This window comes from Actinacidiphila guanduensis (genome assembly GCF_900103985.1).
Classification (GTDB): Bacteria; Actinomycetota; Actinomycetes; order Streptomycetales; family Streptomycetaceae; genus Actinacidiphila; species Actinacidiphila guanduensis.
The window spans coordinates 176,449-195,422 of sequence record NZ_FNIE01000006.1 but is presented as its reverse complement, the minus strand read 5'-3'; the positions used below and the strand labels follow the sequence as shown (position 1 = coordinate 195,422).

Below are 18,974 nucleotides of genomic sequence, written 5' to 3'. Positions count from 1 at the left end.
GCCGTCCGCGGCAGTGACGTACGGGGGTCGAATTGACGCGCCGTCAGTGCGCCGGCGCCGGGGGTGGCGTGCGGCCGGTCGACCCGGGGCGGCTGCGGCGGTCGTCCAGGAACTCGACGACCGCCAAGGCGCCCACCGTCGCGAAGGCGATCCAGAAGATGACCATGCCGGTCGGGAACGACCACAGGAGCAGCACGACCGCGGCGACAAGCACGACGAACCAGCGCACGGCGTAGCGGTAGCGGTGCACCCACGGCCCCACCGGCCCGGTCGAGTGCACGCCGACCGCTTCGCGCACGGCGGCGATGCCCGATTCCCATCCCTCCCGCAGCCGTACCGCCCACCGGCCGGGCCCGCTCAACCAGGCCCCCAGCGCGACCACGATGCCCAGGACGACCACCATGCGTACGGTGACCCGCAGGAAGTGGATGAGCTGGTCGTAGACGGCGCCGGCCGCGCGCTCGTCGGTACGCGCCGGGAGGTTCTCCAGGTAGACGATCCGGAAGACCGCCAATGCGATCCCGAGCACGGCCACACCCGCGGCAATGGCCAGCGACGCGGCGACCAGTGCCCTCCTGCGCCGGCGGGCCAGCAGCACACCGCCCCCGGCGAGGACCACCGTGACCACCGGCAGCCAGTCGCCCATCAGCTGCAGCACCCTGAAGCCGGTCCTGACGCGCTTGACGTTCTCCGACTTGACCAGCGTGTACTGCGCGTGGACGTCGGGGATGCGCCCGGCGACGGTGAGGCCGCGGTCCACCAGATGCTTCCTGACCTCCGCGACGATGGGCGCGAGGTCGAGGACAACCGTGTCCCCGTTCACCCGGACCGCCGTTCCGGTGTCCCCGGTCAGCGCGCCGATGAAGGCGGTGTGCGCCTGCCGGTTGAGCTGCTTCCACAAGGCGGCGAACCTGTCGCTCGCCACGAACGAGGCGACCTGGCCGTGCACGAAGTCCCGCAGCCCGCTCGTGACCGGCCCGCCGAGCGCGCCCAGCGCCTTCTTCACCTCCGGCCGCTGGGACGGCGCGACCTGGGAGAGCAGGGCATCAATGTCGATCCGCGCCATGATCGCCCGGGTGACCTCATCGGTGACCGCCGCCTGCACGTCGGGCTGGGAGGCCAGCGGGGCCACGGTACGCACGTAGCGGTCGGTGTTCGCCATCTCATCGCTCACCCACACGGCCACGGCGGCCAAGGGGGCGAGCAGCGCGGCAAGGGTGATGAACACCGCGGAGAGCGCCGAGCGCCACCGCCGCCCGGTGCGCAGCCGGCCGCGCAGTTCGGCCAGCTCACGTCGCTCGTCCTCGCCGAGCGGACCGCCGCCCCGGTCGCCATCCGCTCCGTGCCCGCCGTCCGCTCCATAGGGGTGTGCGCCGGCCATGCGTGCACTCCCTCGACACCGGAGACGTTGCTGTGATCATCAGAAAACGGCCTCCCGGCGGCGAGCGCGCGCCGTGTTGGTACGTCCGGGCGGCGCGTACACCCCGGACTGCGGGCGCGCCCATCAGGGCGGGCCGGTCAGGTGACACGCGGCGGGGCGGGGTTGGTCACCGGGACGGACGGTTAATGATCGTTTTGTCGGTGCCGCAGGCCCGGTCCCTCACCGGGCCGGCGGCGGTCGGTCCGCACCGATGGGTCGCCGCGCGGCCGACCGCTCCGCGACCGTCATCGCCACCAGGGACGGTCACCCGATGGCGGTCGCGGGCGCCAGTACGCCGCCAGGGCGGCCGCCGAAGCCGCCCCGGATGGCCGTCACCCATCTCGGATGGCAGGCCGGCGAACCTGCGCCTAGCGTGGAGGAGCCGGGGGGACGCGCGTTCGCGCCTAAGGAGACCCACGTCATGGCCCGTGGCACCCAGGACACCTCCACAGCATCAGCGGTCGGCGGCCCCAAGGGGAGCAGCCGCCGCGACCAGGAGGCCCCGGCGCAGCGATGGTGGGTGCTCGGCGTCGTCGCCCTCGCGCAGCTGATGGTCGTCCTGGACGCGACCATCGTGAACATCGCCCTCCCCTCCGCCCAGCAGGACCTGGGGTTCTCCAACGGCAACCGGCAGTGGGTCATCACCGCCTACGCCCTCGCCTTCGGCTCCCTGCTGCTGCTCGGCGGCCGCCTCGCCGACCTCTTCGGACGCAAGCGGACGTTCCTGACCGGTCTGGTCGGCTTCGCGGGCGCCTCCGCGATCGGCGGAGCGGCCCCCAGCTTCGAGGTGCTGATCACGGCCCGCGCGCTGCAGGGCATGTTCGGCGCCCTGCTCGCCCCGGCAGCGCTGTCGCTGCTGACGACGACGTTCACCGACGCCAGAGAGCGCGCCAAGGCATTCGGCATCTACGGAGCGATCGCCGGCGCGGGCGGCGCGGTCGGACTGCTGCTCGGCGGCATCCTCACCGAGTACCTGGACTGGCGCTGGTGCCTGTACGTCAATCTGATCTTCGCCTTCCTCGCCTTCGTCGGCGGTATGCGCCTGCTGCACCCCGGCATCCCGCCGAACCGCCCCAGCCTCGACATCCCCGGCACGATCGTCGTCTCCGCGGGCCTGTTCGGCATCGTCTACGGCTTCTCCGACGCCCAGCAGCACAGCTGGGGCGCGGTCACCACATGGGGCTTCCTGGTGGCCGGGGCGATCCTGCTGATGGTCTTCGTGTGGTGGCAGCGACGGGCCCAGCACCCCCTGCTGCCGATGCGAGTCGTCGGGGACCGCGACCGCGGCGCCTCGTACCTGGCCATGTTCATCTCGGGCGCCGGCATGTTCGGCGTGTTCCTGTTCCTGACGTACTACCTGCAACGCACACTGTCGTACTCCCCGGTGATCACCGGGATCGCCTTCCTGCCGATGGTCGCCGTCATCATGGCGACCTCGGTGACGACGACCAACGTCCTGGTGCCCAGGTTCGGTGCCAAGCCGATCGTCCCCACCGGCATGCTGCTGTCCGCGGGGGCCATGGCCTGGCTGACCGCCCTGGACGCGAACAGCACCTACCCCGCCCACGTCCTGCCACCGCTGCTCCTGCTGGGCCTCGGACTCGGCATGATCTTCGCCACCGGCATGAACCTCGCCACCGCGGGCGTCCAGCCGAACGACGCCGGCGTGGCCTCCGCCATGGTGAACACCTCGCAGCAGGTCGGCGGCTCGATCGGCACCTCACTGCTGAACACCCTGGCCACCAGTGCGGCCAGCCGCTACATCGCCGACCACCGCCCGACCCCCGGGATCGCCGCCCAGGCGCAGCTGCACAGCTACTCCACCGCCTACTGGTGGTCGGCCGCCTTCTTCGCCGTCGGCTTCCTGGTCACGGTGCTGCTCTACCGCCCGGGCGTCCCCAAGAGCCTGTCGTCCTCGGAGGGAGCGGGCGCCGCACCACCCGTGTGAACCGCCGGTCCGGTGTCCGACGGCTGCCATCCCAGCAGTCCGCACCCTCTGCGAGCTGCGGCGATCCACATCGCGGAACGCACCGACGGAAGGTGGCGGATACAGCTAACGTTTCCGCATGGCAGTGAACGGTATCCAGGAGCCGGGCCGGTCGCCCAAGACCGTCGCATCACTCGACGGAGTGAGCGTCCGCCGCTACACCACCGGTCAGGTCATCCTCGACGACATCACCTGGACGGTGCGCTCGGGTGAGCACTGGGCGCTGCTGGGTGCCAACGGCGCCGGCAAGACCACCGTTCTTCGGATGATCGGCGCGTTGATGCACCCGACCACCGGTTCCGTCGAAGTCCTCGGCCACCGCTTGGGCCGCGTCGATGTTCGCGAGCTGCGCGCCCACATCGGCCTGGTCTCCTCGGCGCAGAAGGTGCCCCAGGATGCCGCGGCGCGCACCGTCGTCCTGACCGGTCACACCGGCACCGTCCAGCCCCTGTGGCGGAAGTACGACGACGAGGTGCGGCAGCGCGCGGAGGAACTGCTGGCCGAACTGGAGATCAAGGACCTCGCCGAGCGGCCGTTCGGCGTCTGCTCCGGCGGCCAGCGCGCCCGCATCCTGGTGGCGCGCGCCCTCATGGCGGACCCGTCCCTGCTGCTGCTCGACGAACCGTTCAACGCCCTCGACCTGCCCTCGCGCGAGGACCTCATCGACGCCATGCACCGCCTGGCGCTCACCCGCCCGGAGCTGGCGACGATCACCGTCACCCACCACCTGGAGGAGCTCTCGCCCTCGATCGGCCACGTGCTGCTCCTGAAGGAGGGCCGGGTGCTCGCGTCCGGAGCGGCACAGGAGGTGCTCACCGGCGAGCAGATGACCAGGTGCTTCGGCCGCCCCATCGAGGTCAGCCGCCACGAGGGCCGCTGGCTGGCACGCTCCGGCCGCAGCTGAACCGACCGATGGCCGTCAGGTCCGCCGTCCGGATTCCTGTACGGCCCTGTCCGGCGGGCCGGTGGTCCGCTAGCGCAGCCAGGGGACGTCGGCGCCTTCCGGCTCGTGCAGCCCATCGGCGATGATCTGCGAGATCTCGCCGAGCTGCTTCACCTGATCGGGTGACAGCCGGTCGAAGATCGCTGTGCGCACGGCGGTGACGTGGCCGGGCGCGGTGCGCACCAGTTCCTCGTAGCCGGCGTCCGTCAATACGGCGATCTGACCGCGCCGGTCGGAAGGGCAGCTCTCGCGCCGCAGCCAGCCGTTGCCCTCCAGGCGCGCGACCGCGTGGGAGAGCCGGGACCGGGTGATCTTCGTCTTCTCGGCGAGCTCGGTCATCCTCATCCGCCGCCCGGGCGTCTCCGACAGTGTGCTGAGGAGGGCGTAGTACATGTGCGGCATGCCGGCGTCGCGCTGCAGCTGGCGGTCGAGGTGGTCCTCCAGCAGCGTCGTCGCGTGCAGGAACGCCCGCCAGGCCGCCTGCTCCTCGGTGCTCAGCCACTTCATAAGCTCAGCATAAGGGGAAACTTTTGAAGATTCAATAAAATGCTCGCGAAATGTGTGATGCACATCACTCCGCCGAGGGAAATATGCGGGGACCGACTCCCCGTTTCACAGTCGAAGGCGAAACGGGGAGTCGTCACCCGTTTCGGGCAACGCCTCGCACCCCAGGAGCCGACCGGCCGCCCGGGCCCGCCGCGGAAAGGAGACCGCTGTGACCCTCGACGTCACCGCCCCCGCCCGCCCGCGCACCATGCGCCTGCGCGCGGACGCCTCCCGCAACCGCGAGCGCATCGTCAACGCGGCCTGCGAGGCCATTGTGGAGTACGGCCCCGACGTCCCCCTCGACGAGGTCGCCAGACGTGCCGGCGTCGGCAACGCCACGCTCTACCGCCACTTCAGCGACCGCGGCGAGCTCATCCGCCAGGTCGCCCTCGCCGTGATGCGCCGCATCACGCAGCGCGCCGAGGCACTTGCCGAGGAGCCCGACCCATTCGGCGCCCTGGAGCGCTTCGTCTTCCAAGCCGCCGAAGAGCGTGTGGGCGCCTTGTGCCCCATGGTGTCCGACACCTTCGACGGCCACGACCCCGAGGTCGCGCAGGCCACCGAGAGCCTGCAGCGCGCGACCACCGCACTCATGACCCGCGCCCAGGACGCCGGACAGCTGCGCACCGATGTGGCGGTCGGCGACCTCATGGTCGCGCTGACCCAGCTCACCCGGCCGCTGCCGGGCGTCTGCGCCATCGGCTTCGACCGATTCGTCCAGCGCCACCTGCAACTCTTCCTCGACGGCCTGCGCGCACCCGCGCGCTCGACGCTCGAGGGGACCGCCGCGACCCTGGAGGACCTGAAAGGCTGCCACAAATAGATCGCACCCAGTACCAGTCGGGTTATAGCGTTGGGCACTTCGCCGCTCGCGCGGCCGCCCTCGGCGACCCAGCAAAGCGGCCCCGGGCACGATCCGGCGCCGTACATGCCCCCCCGACCTCCCAGGAGACCGCTCGCCTCCTCGACGCCGGCCCGGGTCACGGCCTCGATGTGCTGCCGGACCAGTAACACCGCCGGACCAGTAACACCTCACTGACAAACGTCCCCACGTCCTGTCACTCCGCATCCTTTTGTGAGAACACTCATGCCTGACAATCTCCAGCCGGACCCGAAGCGCTGGACAGCGCTGATATTCATCGCGCTCGCCCAGCTGATGGTCGTCTTGGACGCCACCGTGGTGAACATCGCGCTGCCGTCCGCCCAGAAGGACCTCGGCATCTCCAACGGCGACCGCCAGTGGGTGATCACCGCCTACACCCTCGCCTTCGGCGGCCTGCTGCTCTTCGGCGGGCGCATCGCCGACCTGTGGGGGCGCAAGAACGCCTTCATCGTGGGCCTGCTCGGTTTCGCGGCCGCCTCCGCCCTCGGCGGCGCCGCGGTGAACCCCGCGATGCTTCTCGGCGCCCGCGGCCTCCAGGGCGTCTTCGGCGCCCTCCTCGCCCCCGCCGCGCTGTCCCTGCTGGCGGTGACGTTCACCGACGCCAAGGAACGGGCCAAGGCGTTCGGCGTCTACGGCGCCATCGCGGGCGCGGGTGCGGCCGTCGGCCTCATCCTTGGCGGCGTCCTGACCGAGTACCTGAACTGGCGCTGGGTGCTCTTCGTCAACATCGCCTTCGCTATCGTCGCCGTCCTCGGCGCCATCGCCTACATCCACGAGCCAGCCCAGGGCCGCAACCGCAACCGTCTCGACATCCCGGGCGTCGTCCTGGCCAGCGCTGGCCTGGTCGCCCTGGTGTACGGGTTCAGCCGCGCCGAGTCCGACGGCTGGGCCGCCGGTGTGACGATCGGCCTGTTCGTCGCCTCCGTGGTGCTGCTCGCCGCGTTCGCCGTGGTGGAGGGCCGGGTCAAGGCGCCGTTGCTGCCGCTGCGCGTCGTCACCGAACGCAACCGCGGCGGCGTCTACCTGTCGCTCGGCCTGGCCATCATCGGCATGTTCGGCCTGTTCCTGTTCCTGACGTACTACCTGCAGCAGGTCCAGGGGTACTCCGCGCTGAAGTCCGGCTTCGCCTTCCTGCCCATGGTGGCCGGCATGATCGTCGGCTCCACGCAGATCGGCGCGCGCCTGATGCTCCGGGTGCGCCCGCGCCTGCTGATGGCTCCCGGCTTCATGGTCGCCGCCGTCGGCATGGCCATCCTGGCGCAGATCAAGGTCGACTCCAGCTACGCCGAGGTGCTGCTGCCCGGCCTGGTGCTCATGGGCCTCGGCATGGGCTCGGCGTTCATGCCCGCCATGAGCCTGGCCACGCACGGTGTGCGCCCGGAGGACGCCGGTGTGGCGTCCGCCATGGTGAACACCTCGCAGCAGGTGGGCGGCTCCATCGGCACCGCCCTGCTGAACACCCTGGCGGCCAGTGCGACCACCTCCTGGTTCAAGTCGCACACGCACAGCCCGGCGGACATGAAGAACGTCCTCTTCGTCAACGAGGGCAACGTCCACGGCTACTCGGTCGCCATCTACGTGGCGATGGGCATCCTGATCCTGGCCTCGGTTCTGGCGTTCGTCCTGATCAACGCCGAGGTCCAGAACCACGCCGAGCGCGCCGAGGGCGACGGCTCGGTCGAGGACATGGCCGTCCCGGTGATCGTGCACTGACCCCAGCGCACTGACCGCCGCCGCGTACGCGGCACCACAACGGCAGGTCCCCGCCACCACCGGAACACCGGAAGTGGCGGGGACCTGCCGTTCGTGTGCCGGCCCGCGTCACAGGGCGATGGTCGCAAGGGTTGCAAGGCGCCGGTCAGAAGGCGCCGGCCGCAAGGGGAGCGGAACCGGCGCCCTTGGCGGCAGGTAAGGGCAGTTGTCCTGGAGCACGGTTCTTACACCGCTGCGTGGACGCCCTACAGGCCCTCGGGCCAGTTGTAGGAGGCGGGCACCTTCACCTGCTCGTTCGCGGCGCCGTAGACCACGGCGATCTCCTCGTGCGCGGCCAGCTTCAGGTCCGCCGGGTTGCCCGACCACTGCTTGCCGTCGGCGTACACCCGAAGTTCCTTGCCGCCGCCGGTCTTCAGCGGGCCGAGCGCGTCCTTGGTGATCGGCACGTTCCACTCGGTCATGAACTCCCCGAGCGTGAAGTCCTTCTTCACCGGCGACTCGATGTGCACCACCCCTGAGGTGTCATGGGTGTGCAGCGGGCTGATCTGCTGCCTGGCCTCGTCGATGCCGACCTCGGCGGGGACCGTGACCGCTTTGCCGTCCACGAAGACGTCCAGATGGCTGTGGATGTGCAGCACCTGGCCCTCCTGCCCGAGCATGGGCAGTCCCGCGGCCTTCACCTGCGCCGAGGCGTCAGCGGGAGCGGGCCACAGCACGCTTGAGGCGGTGGCCTTGCTGTCCGTCCCGTCGGCCGCATGGCCGGAGCCCGCCGACTTGCCGCTGCCGGACCCGCAGGCCGCGAGCAACAGCGCTGCCCCGCTCATGACGGCCGCGCCGGTCAGGATGCGTCGTTTCTGCATGTGGGTGGCGTCCTTCTTCTCAGCCGAACTGGACGGAGCGCTTGGCCAGGCCCATCCAGAAACCGTCGATGATGCTCCTGTGACTGCCGAGTTCGGACTCGGCGGCGCCGAGCGTAACGAACAGCGGCGCGAAGTGTTCCGTGCGCGGGTGGGCGAGCCGCCCGGCCGGGGCGGCGTGGCGGAAGTCGAGCAGGGCGTCCACGTCCTGCGCCTGCAGCGCGCGGCTGCCCCAGTCGTCGAACTCCGCCGACCAGGTAGGCGGCTGCGCTCCGCCGTGGCGCAGCGCCGCCAGGTTGTGCGTGAAGAACCCGCTGCCCACGATGAGCACGCCCTCGTCACGAAGGGGCGCGAGCCGCCGCCCGATCGCCATGAGTTCCTGCGGCTCCAGGGTGGGCATGGAGATCTGCAGCACGGGGATGTCCGCGGCGGGGAACATCTCGACCAGCGGCACGTAGGCGCCGTGGTCCAGGCCGCGGTCGGGGACGTCCTGCACAGGGCGACCGGCGCCGCGCAGCAGGCCCCGTACCTGGGCGGCCAGCTGCGGCGCACCGGGAGCGTCGTAGGTCACCCGGTAGTAGTGCTCGGGGAAGCCCCAGAAGTCGTACACCAGGGGGACGGGGGCGGTCGCGCCAATGGCGAGCGGTGCCTCCTCCCAGTGGGCGGACACCATCAGGATCGCCTTGGGGCGCGGCAGGTCCGCGGCCCAGGCGGCGAGCTCGCCCGGCCACACGGGGTCGTCGGCGAGCGGTGGCGCGCCGTGCGAGAGGTAGAGCGCAGGCATGCGCTCCGGTGCTGCCGTGGTCATCGCGCACCCTCCTTGAACATTCAAGCGTATGGTCCGACGGTACCATGTGCTTGAAGCTTCAAATACGGCCGCGGGTCGCTGGGCGGCCGTTCCCGGCCGGGTGACGGTCGGATGTGATCATCAGGGGAGCTGCTTTTCGTACCACGCCACGTCGTGATAGCGACCGAACTTGCGGCCCACCTCCTGGTAGAGGCCCACGCGGCGGAATCCGAACCGTTCGTGGAGGCGGACCGACGCCTCGTTCGGCAGGGTGACACCCGCGTATGCGCGGTGGACGTCCTCTCCCGCGAGGAGCTCGAAAAGCCGCTTGTACAACAACGTGCCGACACCCTGGCCGCCGGCGTCCGGAGCCAGGTAGATGCTCGTCTCCACCGACGTCGCATAGGCCGCTTTCGGCCGGAACGGACTGCTCGTCGCATAACCGAGCACGCGATCGCCCGAACGGGGTATCCGGGCAACCAGGAGGCGGTGGGGGCCGTCTTCCGGATGGGAGAGCAGCCACGGGCGCCGTTCGTCGAGGCTGAGGGGGCGGATGTCGAAGGTGGTCGGCGTCTCGCGCACGTAGTGGTTGTAGATGTCGGTGAGCGCCGGCAGGTCACCCTCCGTACCCGAAGTGACCTGCACGTTCATACGATCCGACATCATGTGACCCCTCTGTGTGGCGGAACAGGGTACTGCATGATCATAAAAAACAGGTGACGACATGGGAATTGTGTCCGTATTCCAGTCGTTATCCAGATCGGATGGGGCAGCCGAAGGACAACACCGGCAGCACAGCGGAAGCAGTCCCGCCGCCCGATCCGCACAAGACCGATCGCACCTTCGAGAGGGAGCTCGCATGGCAACCCGTGCCGTCGCCCGTCGCAACGCAGGCGGGACCAGCAGCGTTCGCGCCGCAGGCGGGGAAGTCGCCGACCGCGACCTCGTCGGCATGTACCTGGACGAGATCGCGCGCACACCGCTGCTCGACGCCGCCAGGGAGGTCGAGCTGTCCCGTGACATCGAAGCGGGCGTCTACGCCGAGCGCATACTCGCCGCGGACATCGACCTGCCCGAAGGCGCGGGCGCGCAGGCCACGCGCGAGGAGCTCGAAGCGCTCGTCGCCGCAGGCGAGCGGGCCAAGGACATCTTCATCCGCTCCAACCTGCGCCTGGTCGTCGCCGTCGCCCGCCGTTACCCGCGCAGCGGCCTGCCCCTGCTGGACCTGATCCAGGAGGGCAACGCAGGACTGGTGCGCGCGGTGGAGAAGTTCGACTACGCCAAGGGCTTCAAGTTCTCCACCTACGCGACGTGGTGGATCCGCCAGGCCATCACCCGCTCCATCGCCGACCAGTCCCGCACGATCCGCCTGCCCGTCCACCTCGTCGAGGAGCTCGGCCGCATCCGCCGGGTGCAGCGCGAGTTCAACCGCGAGAACGGCCGCGACGCCGAGCCCGCCGAGATCGCCGCCGAGCTGGGCAGCAGCCCCGAGCGGGTGTCCGACGTCCTGGACTGGGCCCGCGACCCCGTCTCGCTGAACATGTCGGTGGACGCCGAGGGCGAGACCGAGTTCGGCGACCTCGTCGAGGACGGCGCGGCGCCCTCCCCGGAGGACTCCGTGCTGGTGATGCTGCGCCGCGAGGAACTCGACAGCCTGATCGACCGGCTCGACGACCGCACCGCCTCCATCATCCGCGCCCGCTACGGCATCGTCGACGGCCGCGAACGCACCCTCACCGAGGTCGGCAAGGAGCACGGCCTCACCCGGGAGCGCATCCGGCAGATCGAGAAGCACGCCCTGGCCGACCTCAAGCGCATGGCCCGCGCCACGGGCCTGGACTACGAGGCCGCCTGACACCCACAACCGCCGCGACCGCCCAGGCCGCGGCCCCCAGACCCGGACCCCGGTGCATCCCCCCCGCGCCGGGGTTCGGCCTGTCCGGACGGCCCCCAGAAGCCCTGAGATGAGACCCTGCCTGCCATGAGCGACAACCCCGATGCCCACCCGGGCGAACCGCACCACGACGGCCTGGGCACCCGGCTGAACTGGCTCCGCGCCGCCGTGCTCGGAGCCAACGACGGCGTGGTCTCCACTGCCGGCATCGTCGTCGGGGTCGCCGGCGCCACGGACTCCCGCTCCACCCTCCTGACCGCCGGACTCGCCGGCCTCCTCGCCGGATCGCTGTCCATGGCGGTCGGCGAGTACGTCTCGGTGAGCACCCAGCGCGACTCCGAGAAGGCCGCCCTCGCCCTGGAACGCGAAGAGCTCGCCGCCACCCCGCAGGCCGAACTCGAAGAACTCACCGACCTGCTCGAAGGACGCGGCATCACCCGCAACCTCGCCCGCCAAGTCGCCGAGCAACTCACCGCCCGCGACGCCCTCGACGCCCACGCCCGCGTCGAACTCGGCATCGACCCCGACGAACTCGCCAACCCCTGGCACGCCGCCTGGGCCAGCTTCATCTCCTTCACCGTCGGCGCTCTGCTCCCCCTGCTGGCGATCGTGCTCCCGCCCCACGACTGGCGACTGCCCGTGACGGTGATCTCCGTCCTGGTAGCGCTCGTCGGGTGCGGCTGGGGCAGTGCCCGCCTCGGCAACGCCCCCGTCCCGCGCGCGGTGATGCGCAACGCCGTGGGCGGCGCACTCGCCATGGCCGTCACCTACGCGGTGGGCACTTTGCTGGGAGCAGCAGGCGTGTGAGTGTCGCGCCGGTCTGAAGGTGGCGCGTGATCACTCGGGGGCGTCGGCGAGCCGTCTGTGCGTGTCGAGCCATACCCCTGCCGCAACGGTTGCCGCACATACCAGACCGGCCCACAGGACCGCATGCGTGCCGGAGAACGTGCAGGCCGCGACCGCGACCGCCGCAATCGGCAGCACCGCCTGCTCGGCCGCGCCGCGCTTGTGATGGCGGGCGTGCAGCAGCCACACCATGAACAAGAAGACCGCCGCCGGCAGGGCGACCGCCGCCGCAGCGGTGCGTGCCGAGACGTCCGCTGTGTCGACCGCCCGCTCCACGGCCACCTCCAGGCCGGCGCCGATGGCGGCAGCGGAAGTGAAGACCGCGAAGTGGCCGTACCCCCAGAGGAAAGCCATACGGCTGGACACCAAGTGCTCCTCAATCGGCGTGGCGAAGTAGATCCACCACGCCGAGAAGACGATCAGCAGCCCGCCTGCGGCGATCGGAACCAACAGACCCAGCGCGCGATGCTCGTCGGCTGCCGACTGCACGGCGACCGTTGCGGCCGACACCGACTCACCCAGGACGATGATCGTGAACAGGCCGTAGCGCTCCGCGATATGGCCCGGGTGCCAGGACGTCGACGTCGCCAACTCCGCCAGCGGCGGTACCAGTACCTCGGCAACTGCCATCACCGCGAACGCCCATACCGGCGGCGCGCCGAGCGGCAGCAGCAGCACCATCCACCCGACCTGGCACACGGCCACGCCCACCGCATAGCGAAACGCGGTGGCGCGTGCCGCCCCGCTCTCGGCCACTCCCGCCCGCACCCACTGCGTCACGAGCGCCAGGCGCATCACCGCGTAACCGATGGCCACCAAGCGGAAGTCACCGTCGGCGGCAGCCCTCGGCACACCGGCCGCCAGCACCAGCACCCCTACGATCTGCACAAGTGTGGTCACCCGATAGGGCACGTCGTCCGTGTCGTAGGCGGAGGCGAACCACGAGAAGTTCATCCACGCCCACCAGATCGCAAAGAAGATCATCAGATAGCCGACGATGCCGTGGCCCGCGTGACCCTCCACGACCTCGTGCACCAGCCGCTGACCCGCCTGCGCGACCGCGACTACGAAGCACAGGTCGAAGAACGCCTCCAGCGGTGTCGACGCCCGATGCTCCTCGTCCTTGCTTCGGGCTGTCATACGGCGAACGGCGGCGCCCGCTCGGGCAGCTGGAGACACCGAAGGCGTCGCGACGGAACTCTGCTGGGTGGGATCACTCATGCTCCACACCTTGGGACAGCTCCTGGCCCGCGCGCACGTCAACGCGCGAAGCGGCATCACGCGTCCGGGGAGTCGCCTGCCCAGGATCGCCTCGAGGAAGGCGGTGCCCCCAGCCCACGACGCAGGCTCAGTCGGCGGCCCCGGACACCGGCTCGCCGAGCCTGCCCGTGCGCAGGAAGCCCTCAAGTTGCTTCGCATACGGCCCGATGTCGATGCCCTGCCCCGCCAACCAGGCGTCCGAGTAGTACTTTTCGACGTAGCGTTCGCCCGGATCGCACAACAGGCCCACCACGCTGCCCTGCTCACCCCTCTCGCGCATCTCCGCCACGATCCGGAAGGCCGCCCACAGACCCGTTCCCGTCGAGGCTCCAGCCCTGCGGCCCAGCAGGCCTTCCAGCACGCGGATGCTCGCCACCGACGCCGCGTCCGGAACCAGCATCATCCGGTCGATCGCGCCGGGGACGAAGCTCGGCTCCACCCGCTGGCGGCCGATCCCCTCGATGCGGGAAGCCTTCGCCGTCGTGGCCGTGGGGTCGCCGTCCCGCCAGCCGGGGAAGAACGCGGAGTTCTCCGGATCGGCCACACAGATGCCGGTGGTCGCCTGCGCGTAGCGCACGTACCGGGCGAGCGTCGCCGACGTTCCGCCGGTGCCGGCCGTCGCCACGATCCACCTCGGGACCGGGTACCGCTCGGCGGCCATCTGCCGGAAGATCGACTCCGCGATGTTGTTGTTGCCCCTCCAGTCCGTCGCCCGCTCCGCGTACGTGAACTGATCCATGTAGTGACCGCCGGTCTCCTCCGCCAGGCGGGCGGCCGCTTGGTACACCTCGCTCGGGTCGTCCACCAGGTGGCAGGTCCCGCCCTGGAACTCGATCAGCTCCACCTTCGCCCGCACCGTCCCGCGTGCCATGACGGCCACAAACGGGACACCGATCAGTCGCGCGAAGTACGCCTCCGACACCGCCGTCGAGCCGCTGGACGCCTCGATCACCGGACGGTTCGGCCTGATCCATCCGTTGCACAGGGCGTACAGGAACAGCGAGCGGGCCAGCCGGTGCTTCAGCGAGCCGGTCGGGTGCGTCGACTCGTCCTTCAGGTACAGGTCGACGCCCCACTCCCGGGGCAGTGGGATCGACAGCAAATGGGTATCGGCGGACCGGTTGGCGTCGGCATGGACCTTCGCCACAGCCTCGCTCAACCACAGGCGGTACGCGGGGTCGCTTCGGTCGATGTCCTGCTCCGCCGCGGGTTGTGCGGCGTGGAGCGGGCGGGGCGACGGCGCCGGCTCGGGTGTGTGCATGGCCCCAGGTATATCCGCCTGGGGAACTCAAACGGACACTTGGGGTATCTGCGTACAACCCCTTGGGCAGGGCGTCGGCCTGCGTGTCCTGGAACCCGCCGTACCCTTGATGCATGACCACTGGCAGCGAACCCGGGACCGCATCTGCCCGGTCGGACCAGGGCGCCGACATCGACGCGGTGGCGGCCGCCGGACCGGGCGGCCCGGAAGGGGCCGAGCCCGTTGCGTCCGAGCGGCGCCCGGGTTCTGCTTCGCCCACCGCGTCGGGCGTGAGTCGGCCGGCGGTCCCGGCCGGGCTGGTCTTCGACGACCCACTCGACAGGCCCTCGGCCGACGACACCGATGCGGGCTGGAGCGAGCCGGGCAGCGGCCCGGGAGACGACGACTTCACCCGCTTCCTCAACGAGAAGCCCCCGCACCACCTGTAAGGCGCCTGCTCCCCGGCTTGTCCCCGGGATGTGCTGTAGGCGATGACGAGTTGCGCCGCGCCGATCAGTGGGCGGCACCACCGCGGGGCGCCACCAGGGCGTCGCGGATGTCCCGCAGCAGGACGATCTCGTCGGCCTCGGGGACCTCCTCGGTCGCGACCGGCTCGAGCGCCGCCCTCTTGGCCGCCTGGCGGGCCAGGTAGCGGGCCATCGGGGCGACCATCAGGAAGTACACCACCGCTGCCGTGATCAGGAAGGTCAGGGCGGAACTGAGCACTGAGCCCCAGAGGATGCGCACCCCGCTGACGACGTCGCCCTTGTCGTTCACCGTGCACGGGCCTTTGAGACACAGCGAGTACCCAGCGAGGTCCTTCGTACCGAAGGCTCCTACGAGCGGATTGATGAATCCGGTCACCACAGAGTTGACCACGCTGCTGAACGCGGCACCGATGACCACTGCGACCGCGAGGTCGATGACGTTGCCCCGCATCACGAATTCCTTGAACCCTGCCAGCAGACTCGGGCTGCTCTTGTCGCTCACCGTCGTTCCCCTCCTTGGGCGCCGCGTCGGCGGAATCTGGGATTCCGCCATGGAAGTCAGTCGGGGAACCGCCTGTCCAATCGCGTTTCACGAAAGAGTGATTCAGCACAGCGCCACCCCCAGGGGGGAGGTTGCGGCCGCGCCGGACAGAGCCGCCGCGGTCCGCCGGGGGACGGCCAGCACAATCAGCGCGCCGCCCAGGCCGCCGGATTCGCTTGCTGCCGGGGCCGATCCGGCCCGGTCCGGCGCGGGCGGCACAGCGATCACGCCCGCGCCGGCAGCCAGCACTCGCCCACTCGCGAACACGTCCACCCGCACGCCGGGGCGCAGCAGTGCCACCGCCGCGGGGTCTGCGATCCGCACGGGTGCGCGGACCAGATGATCACTGGGTCTTTCCCTTGCCACCGCTGCCGGTTCGCCCTTGACCGTCGGTGTTCGTCCCGGAGGCCGGTCGTGGGCGGCCGACAGCGCCAGCGCCATGGCCACCACGGCCAGCCCTGCGGCCATCGCCTTGTGTCGCCGACGCAGGGCGGCCCGCAGCGCACCGCGGCGGCCGGAGCCCCTGATCGGCGCGAATTCCGGTACGGCGACCCGCGGAGGAACGTAGGACTCCGGAACAGCGGGCGCGGAGAGTGCGGGCCCCGCCGGGAGGGGGGTAGAAGTAAACGGCGAAGAAGTCGTGAGCACGGGAAACACCACCTGGCACGGAAGGACCCGCCGATGGATATCGGCTGGTCCGTCCACGATGGCGTAATTCGGGAAAGCGCGTCGGAGCCCCTGTGGACAACTCCTGCATCTGTGGATAACTTCACCGCGCTCAAGGGTGAAAAACCCTCGGGGCCCCGAGAGGCCGCGATCCGACTACGGCAGGTCGATCCCGGGTTCCTGGCCACCGAGCGGGCTCACGCACAGACATGTGCGGTCGCTGTTGGCGGGAAGCGCGCCGACGACGTCGAACAGCACGTTGCGCATCCTGCCGACGTTGGCGGCGAAGACTTCGAGGACCTCTTCGTGGGAGACCCCCTCACCGGTGTCCGCACCCGCGTCCAGGTCGGTGACAAGCGTCAACGACGTGTAACAGAGGCCCAGTTCCCGGGCGAGCACCGCTTCGGGGTGTCCCGTCATACCGACGACCGACCACCCCTGGGCCGCGTGCCACAGCGACTCGGCGCGCGTGGAGAAGCGCGGGCCTTCCACGACGACCAGCGTCCCGCCGTCCACAGCGTCCCAGCCGCCCGCGCGGGCCGTGTCCACAGCGACGCGGCGCCCCACGGGGCAGTACGGGTCGGCGAACGTCACATGCACCACGTTCGGGACGCTCCCGTCGAGGCGCGGCTCGCCGTCGAAGTACGTCTGCGCCCGCGACTTCGTACGGTCCACCAACTGGTCGGGCACCAGGAGCGTGCCGGGTCCGTACCGGGTCTGCAGACCGCCCACGGCGCACGGCCCGAGGATCTGGCGCGCGCCCAGCGAGGCCAGCGCCCACAGGTTGGCCCTGTAGTTGATGCGGTGCGGCGGCAGGTGGTGCTTCCTCCCGTGCCGTGGCAGGAATGCCACCCGGCGGCCGGCGACCTCGCCGAGGAAGAGTGAGTCGCTGGGCGCCCCATAGGGAGTATCGACTGTGACTTCCATCACGTCGTCGAGGAACGAGTAGAACCCCGATCCTCCGATGACACCGATCTCGGCCTGCACCTCACCGCTGCTGTTCGCCATGGCGGCCACCCTATTGCGTGGGCACAGGCGCGACGAAACCCCCGCCGCTGGCGGCAGGGGTTCGCGGGAGCCGGTGTCGCGGACGGAGCCTTCAGCCGACGGTCAGGCGGCCGACGTGCTGCTGGACGAGGAACCCGACGACGAACTGCTCGAGCTGCTGGACGAGCCGCTGTCGGAGGACTTGCTCTCCGAGGTGGAGCTCTTGGATGCCGGGGCGCTGCTGGAAGACGACCCGCGGCTGTCGGTCCGGTAGAAGCCGGACCCCTTGAAGACCACGCCCACCGCCGAGAAGACCTTGCGCAGGCGTCCGCCGCAGTTGGGGCACTCGGTCAGCGCGTCGTCGCTGAACTTCTGCACCGCCTCAAGGCCCTCGCCGCACTCGGTGCACTGGTACTGGTACGTCGGCACTTGCTCCTCCTGGCACTCTCACTGATTGAGTGCTAACGATGCTCAATAGTGCAGTATTTCCCGGCGTCAGTCCACCGGGACCGGCTGACGGTGACCAATCACACCGGCGGCGACCACCCCTCCGGCGCGCGGCACCAGCCGCCCGCGAAGTCCCACAAGCACCGCCAGGGCGACAGCCGTACCGGCCAGAGGCACCAGGAAGCCGGCGCTGGAGCCCGCCGCATCGGTCAGCAGACCCGCGACGGTGACAGCAACCGCCTGCCCGAATGCCACCGCGCCCGTCATCCATGTGTACGCCTCCGTACGCGACCGGCCCGGTACCAAGGTGTTCACCAGGGCGTACCCCGTCACGATCGTCGGCGCCACGAACACCCCGGCTGCCAGGACGGTCAGGGCCATGGGTACAAGACCGTCGACCGCCCACAGGGGCACGCACGCCAAGGTCAGCCCGGCATAGGCGGCCAAGAGGCGCGCGCGGGGACCGTGCCGCCACGCCACAAGCCCGTAGACCACGCCCGAGAGCATGTTGCCGGCCGCGAATGTGCCGTACACCACACCGTTGAGTCCCGGGTGCCCAGCCTCCTGGGTGTACGCCGCCACGGAGACCTGCATCCCGCCGAAGACCGCCCCGACTCCGAGGAAGGCGACGACGAGCGGCCGAACGCCCGGGACGGCAAGCGCCGAGGAACCCGTCTTGACAGCTCCGGGGGACAACTCCTGTCCGGCGGGTGCCCGGCGGCCCTGTGCTGCGAAGACCAAGCCGCCGATCACCGTGAGTGCCGCCTCTGCGACCAGGCCGGCCGCCGGGTGCACTCCTGTGCACAGCGCCGTCGCCAGGACGGGCCCGACGACGAAGGTCAGCTCGTCGGTGACCGACTCGAATGCCGCAGCGGTCGTGATCAGGGGCGACTCGCTGCCGAGTGCGGCCGCCCAGCGAGCGCGCACCATGGGGCCGATCTGCGGCGCCGTCGCCCCGGTGGGCACCGCAGCGATCAGCAGCGCCCACGATGGCGCGTGGGCGAGGCAGAGCGCCACCACGCATGCGACAGAGGCCGCGTGGAGGACGACACCGGGGAGCAGGACTGCGCGCTGGCCACGGCGGTCGGCCAATCTGCCGGCACTGGGCGCGCAGAGTGCCATCGCCGCTCCGGTGACGGCCGCGGCCGCGCCCGCGGTTCCGTAGGAGCCGGTCACGTGCCGGACCAGCAGCACCATGCCGATGGTCAGCATGGCGAACGGCTGTCGAGCCGCGAAACCGGGAAGCACGAACGCCCAAGCGCCCGGCGTACGCATCAACTGCCGGTAGCCGGGCTTCTTGCCGCAGCTGTCTGCCCGGGAGGTTGCCATGGAGGAGGTGGGCACCTTGGATGCCACAGCCTGGTCCTTCTGCCGCCTGGTAGTGCGCACGCTGGCCAAGCCAGGCCGGCACCGAGGACCGTCCGCTCAGCGCGGCAGCCCGCGCCGGTCCTGCATCAGGCAGAGGTTGT

19 protein-coding genes are annotated in these 18,974 nt (G+C 70.4%); 7 read left to right on the top strand and 12 right to left on the bottom strand.

The genetic code is table 11. From position 1 onward, the window contains the following. Positions 1 to 43: 43 nt before the first annotated feature. Positions 44 to 1,381, bottom strand: a complete 1,338-nt coding sequence (locus BLR33_RS15035; RefSeq protein WP_245771415.1) for a hypothetical protein — start codon at positions 1,379 to 1,381, stop codon at positions 44 to 46. A gap of 460 nt (positions 1,382 to 1,841) precedes the next feature. Between BLR33_RS15035 and BLR33_RS15030 the strand changes: the two genes are divergently transcribed. Together BLR33_RS15030 and BLR33_RS15025 are read left to right on the top strand one after the other, a co-directional pair. Continuing rightward, the gene (locus BLR33_RS15030; RefSeq protein ID WP_093784958.1) at positions 1,842 to 3,368 is read left to right on the top strand and encodes an MFS transporter; all 1,527 of its coding nucleotides are present in this window, start codon (positions 1,842 to 1,844) and stop codon (positions 3,366 to 3,368) included. A 118-nt stretch (positions 3,369 to 3,486) separates the two neighbouring features. After that, positions 3,487 to 4,311 (top strand): ABC transporter ATP-binding protein, encoded by an 825-nt coding sequence (locus BLR33_RS15025; protein ID WP_093784957.1) that lies wholly within the window; start codon positions 3,487 to 3,489, stop codon positions 4,309 to 4,311. A gap of 69 nt (positions 4,312 to 4,380) precedes the next feature. Here BLR33_RS15025 and BLR33_RS15020 read toward each other — a convergent pair whose 3' ends face one another. Next, the gene (locus BLR33_RS15020; protein WP_093784956.1) at positions 4,381 to 4,857 is read right to left on the bottom strand and encodes a MarR family winged helix-turn-helix transcriptional regulator; all 477 of its coding nucleotides are present in this window, start codon (positions 4,855 to 4,857) and stop codon (positions 4,381 to 4,383) included. A gap of 247 nt (positions 4,858 to 5,104) precedes the next feature. Here BLR33_RS15020 and BLR33_RS15015 point away from each other — a divergent pair, with 247 nt between their 5' ends. Continuing rightward, positions 5,105 to 5,719, top strand: a complete 615-nt coding sequence (locus BLR33_RS15015; RefSeq protein WP_093785190.1) for a TetR/AcrR family transcriptional regulator — start codon at positions 5,105 to 5,107, stop codon at positions 5,717 to 5,719. Between the two features lie 264 nt (positions 5,720 to 5,983). After that, complete coding sequence (locus BLR33_RS15010) at positions 5,984 to 7,492, top strand: MFS transporter (RefSeq protein ID WP_093784955.1); 1,509 nt, start codon at positions 5,984 to 5,986, stop codon at positions 7,490 to 7,492. A gap of 245 nt (positions 7,493 to 7,737) precedes the next feature. Here BLR33_RS15010 and BLR33_RS15005 read toward each other — a convergent pair whose 3' ends face one another. From BLR33_RS15005 to BLR33_RS14995, 3 genes are all read right to left on the bottom strand, one after another. Further along, positions 7,738 to 8,352: a hypothetical protein gene (locus tag BLR33_RS15005; RefSeq protein WP_093784954.1), complete on the bottom strand. Its 615-nt coding sequence runs from the start codon at positions 8,350 to 8,352 to the stop codon at positions 7,738 to 7,740. Between the two features lie 19 nt (positions 8,353 to 8,371). Then, positions 8,372 to 9,157: a dioxygenase family protein gene (locus tag BLR33_RS15000; protein WP_093784953.1), complete on the bottom strand. Its 786-nt coding sequence runs from the start codon at positions 9,155 to 9,157 to the stop codon at positions 8,372 to 8,374. 120 nt (positions 9,158 to 9,277) lie between these two features. Then, a complete protein-coding gene (locus BLR33_RS14995; RefSeq protein WP_093784952.1) occupies positions 9,278 to 9,802 on the bottom strand; it encodes a GNAT family N-acetyltransferase in 525 nt (174 codons plus the stop codon). A 193-nt stretch (positions 9,803 to 9,995) separates the two neighbouring features. Here BLR33_RS14995 and BLR33_RS14990 point away from each other — a divergent pair, with 193 nt between their 5' ends. After that, positions 9,996 to 10,991: a sigma-70 family RNA polymerase sigma factor gene (locus BLR33_RS14990; protein WP_093784951.1), complete on the top strand. Its 996-nt coding sequence runs from the start codon at positions 9,996 to 9,998 to the stop codon at positions 10,989 to 10,991. A 126-nt stretch (positions 10,992 to 11,117) separates the two neighbouring features. Beyond that, on the top strand, positions 11,118 to 11,837 hold the full coding sequence (locus BLR33_RS14985) for a VIT1/CCC1 transporter family protein (RefSeq protein WP_093784950.1): 720 nt from the start codon (positions 11,118 to 11,120) through the stop codon (positions 11,835 to 11,837). A 30-nt stretch (positions 11,838 to 11,867) separates the two neighbouring features. On the opposite strand, the gene BLR33_RS14980 is transcribed toward BLR33_RS14985, so the two are convergent. Next, entirely contained in the window at positions 11,868 to 13,097 is a 1,230-nt protein-coding gene (locus BLR33_RS14980; RefSeq protein ID WP_093785189.1) for a low temperature requirement protein A, read from the bottom strand. Positions 13,098 to 13,224: 127 nt separating this feature from the next. Beyond that, entirely contained in the window at positions 13,225 to 14,397 is a 1,173-nt protein-coding gene (locus BLR33_RS14975) for a PLP-dependent cysteine synthase family protein (RefSeq protein ID WP_093784949.1), read from the bottom strand. A 113-nt stretch (positions 14,398 to 14,510) separates the two neighbouring features. On the opposite strand from BLR33_RS14975, the gene BLR33_RS34355 reads away from it, so the two are divergent. Continuing rightward, positions 14,511 to 14,825, top strand: a complete 315-nt coding sequence (locus tag BLR33_RS34355; protein WP_107408883.1) for a hypothetical protein — start codon at positions 14,511 to 14,513, stop codon at positions 14,823 to 14,825. 64 nt (positions 14,826 to 14,889) lie between these two features. Here BLR33_RS34355 and mscL read toward each other — a convergent pair whose 3' ends face one another. From mscL to BLR33_RS14945, 5 genes are all read right to left on the bottom strand, one after another. After that, on the bottom strand, positions 14,890 to 15,366 hold the full coding sequence (mscL, locus tag BLR33_RS14965; protein ID WP_245771414.1) for a large conductance mechanosensitive channel protein MscL: 477 nt from the start codon (positions 15,364 to 15,366) through the stop codon (positions 14,890 to 14,892). Positions 15,367 to 15,468: 102 nt separating this feature from the next. Next, positions 15,469 to 15,873: a hypothetical protein gene (locus BLR33_RS14960; RefSeq protein WP_245771413.1), complete on the bottom strand. Its 405-nt coding sequence runs from the start codon at positions 15,871 to 15,873 to the stop codon at positions 15,469 to 15,471. Between the two features lie 354 nt (positions 15,874 to 16,227). Continuing rightward, entirely contained in the window at positions 16,228 to 17,079 is an 852-nt protein-coding gene (locus BLR33_RS14955) for an S-methyl-5'-thioadenosine phosphorylase (RefSeq protein ID WP_093784946.1), read from the bottom strand. Between the two features lie 102 nt (positions 17,080 to 17,181). Then, on the bottom strand, positions 17,182 to 17,487 hold the full coding sequence (locus BLR33_RS14950; protein WP_093784945.1) for an FmdB family zinc ribbon protein: 306 nt from the start codon (positions 17,485 to 17,487) through the stop codon (positions 17,182 to 17,184). A 66-nt stretch (positions 17,488 to 17,553) separates the two neighbouring features. After that, positions 17,554 to 18,834, bottom strand: coding sequence for an MFS transporter (locus tag BLR33_RS14945; protein WP_093785187.1), 1,281 nt, complete (start codon positions 18,832 to 18,834; stop codon positions 17,554 to 17,556). Positions 18,835 to 18,974: the final 140 nt, after the last annotated feature.

Bases quoted from the DNA above. Each gene is read 5' to 3' on its own strand.
- BLR33_RS14960 (WP_245771413.1), bottom strand. From the start codon at position 15,873: ATGGCCGCAGGGCTGGCCGTGGTGGCCATGGCGCTGGCGCTGTCGGCC.
- BLR33_RS14980 (WP_093785189.1), bottom strand. From the start codon at position 13,097: ATGAGTGATCCCACCCAGCAGAGTTCCGTCGCGACGCCTTCGGTGTCT.
- BLR33_RS15015 (WP_093785190.1), top strand. From the start codon at position 5,105: ATGCGCCTGCGCGCGGACGCCTCCCGCAACCGCGAGCGCATCGTCAAC.
- BLR33_RS15025 (WP_093784957.1), top strand. From the start codon at position 3,487: ATGGCAGTGAACGGTATCCAGGAGCCGGGCCGGTCGCCCAAGACCGTC.
- BLR33_RS14990 (WP_093784951.1), top strand. From the start codon at position 9,996: ATGGCAACCCGTGCCGTCGCCCGTCGCAACGCAGGCGGGACCAGCAGC.
- BLR33_RS15035 (WP_245771415.1), bottom strand. From the start codon at position 1,381: ATGGCCGGCGCACACCCCTATGGAGCGGACGGCGGGCACGGAGCGGAT.
- BLR33_RS14975 (WP_093784949.1), bottom strand. From the start codon at position 14,397: ATGCACACACCCGAGCCGGCGCCGTCGCCCCGCCCGCTCCACGCCGCA.
- BLR33_RS14985 (WP_093784950.1), top strand. From the start codon at position 11,118: ATGAGCGACAACCCCGATGCCCACCCGGGCGAACCGCACCACGACGGC.
- BLR33_RS15010 (WP_093784955.1), top strand. From the start codon at position 5,984: ATGCCTGACAATCTCCAGCCGGACCCGAAGCGCTGGACAGCGCTGATA.
- BLR33_RS34355 (WP_107408883.1), top strand. From the start codon at position 14,511: ATGACCACTGGCAGCGAACCCGGGACCGCATCTGCCCGGTCGGACCAG.
- BLR33_RS15000 (WP_093784953.1), bottom strand. From the start codon at position 9,157: ATGACCACGGCAGCACCGGAGCGCATGCCTGCGCTCTACCTCTCGCAC.
- BLR33_RS14995 (WP_093784952.1), bottom strand. From the start codon at position 9,802: ATGATGTCGGATCGTATGAACGTGCAGGTCACTTCGGGTACGGAGGGT.
- BLR33_RS15030 (WP_093784958.1), top strand. From the start codon at position 1,842: ATGGCCCGTGGCACCCAGGACACCTCCACAGCATCAGCGGTCGGCGGC.
- BLR33_RS14945 (WP_093785187.1), bottom strand. From the start codon at position 18,834: ATGGCAACCTCCCGGGCAGACAGCTGCGGCAAGAAGCCCGGCTACCGG.
- BLR33_RS15020 (WP_093784956.1), bottom strand. From the start codon at position 4,857: ATGAAGTGGCTGAGCACCGAGGAGCAGGCGGCCTGGCGGGCGTTCCTG.
- BLR33_RS14955 (WP_093784946.1), bottom strand. From the start codon at position 17,079: ATGGCGAACAGCAGCGGTGAGGTGCAGGCCGAGATCGGTGTCATCGGA.
- BLR33_RS15005 (WP_093784954.1), bottom strand. From the start codon at position 8,352: ATGCAGAAACGACGCATCCTGACCGGCGCGGCCGTCATGAGCGGGGCA.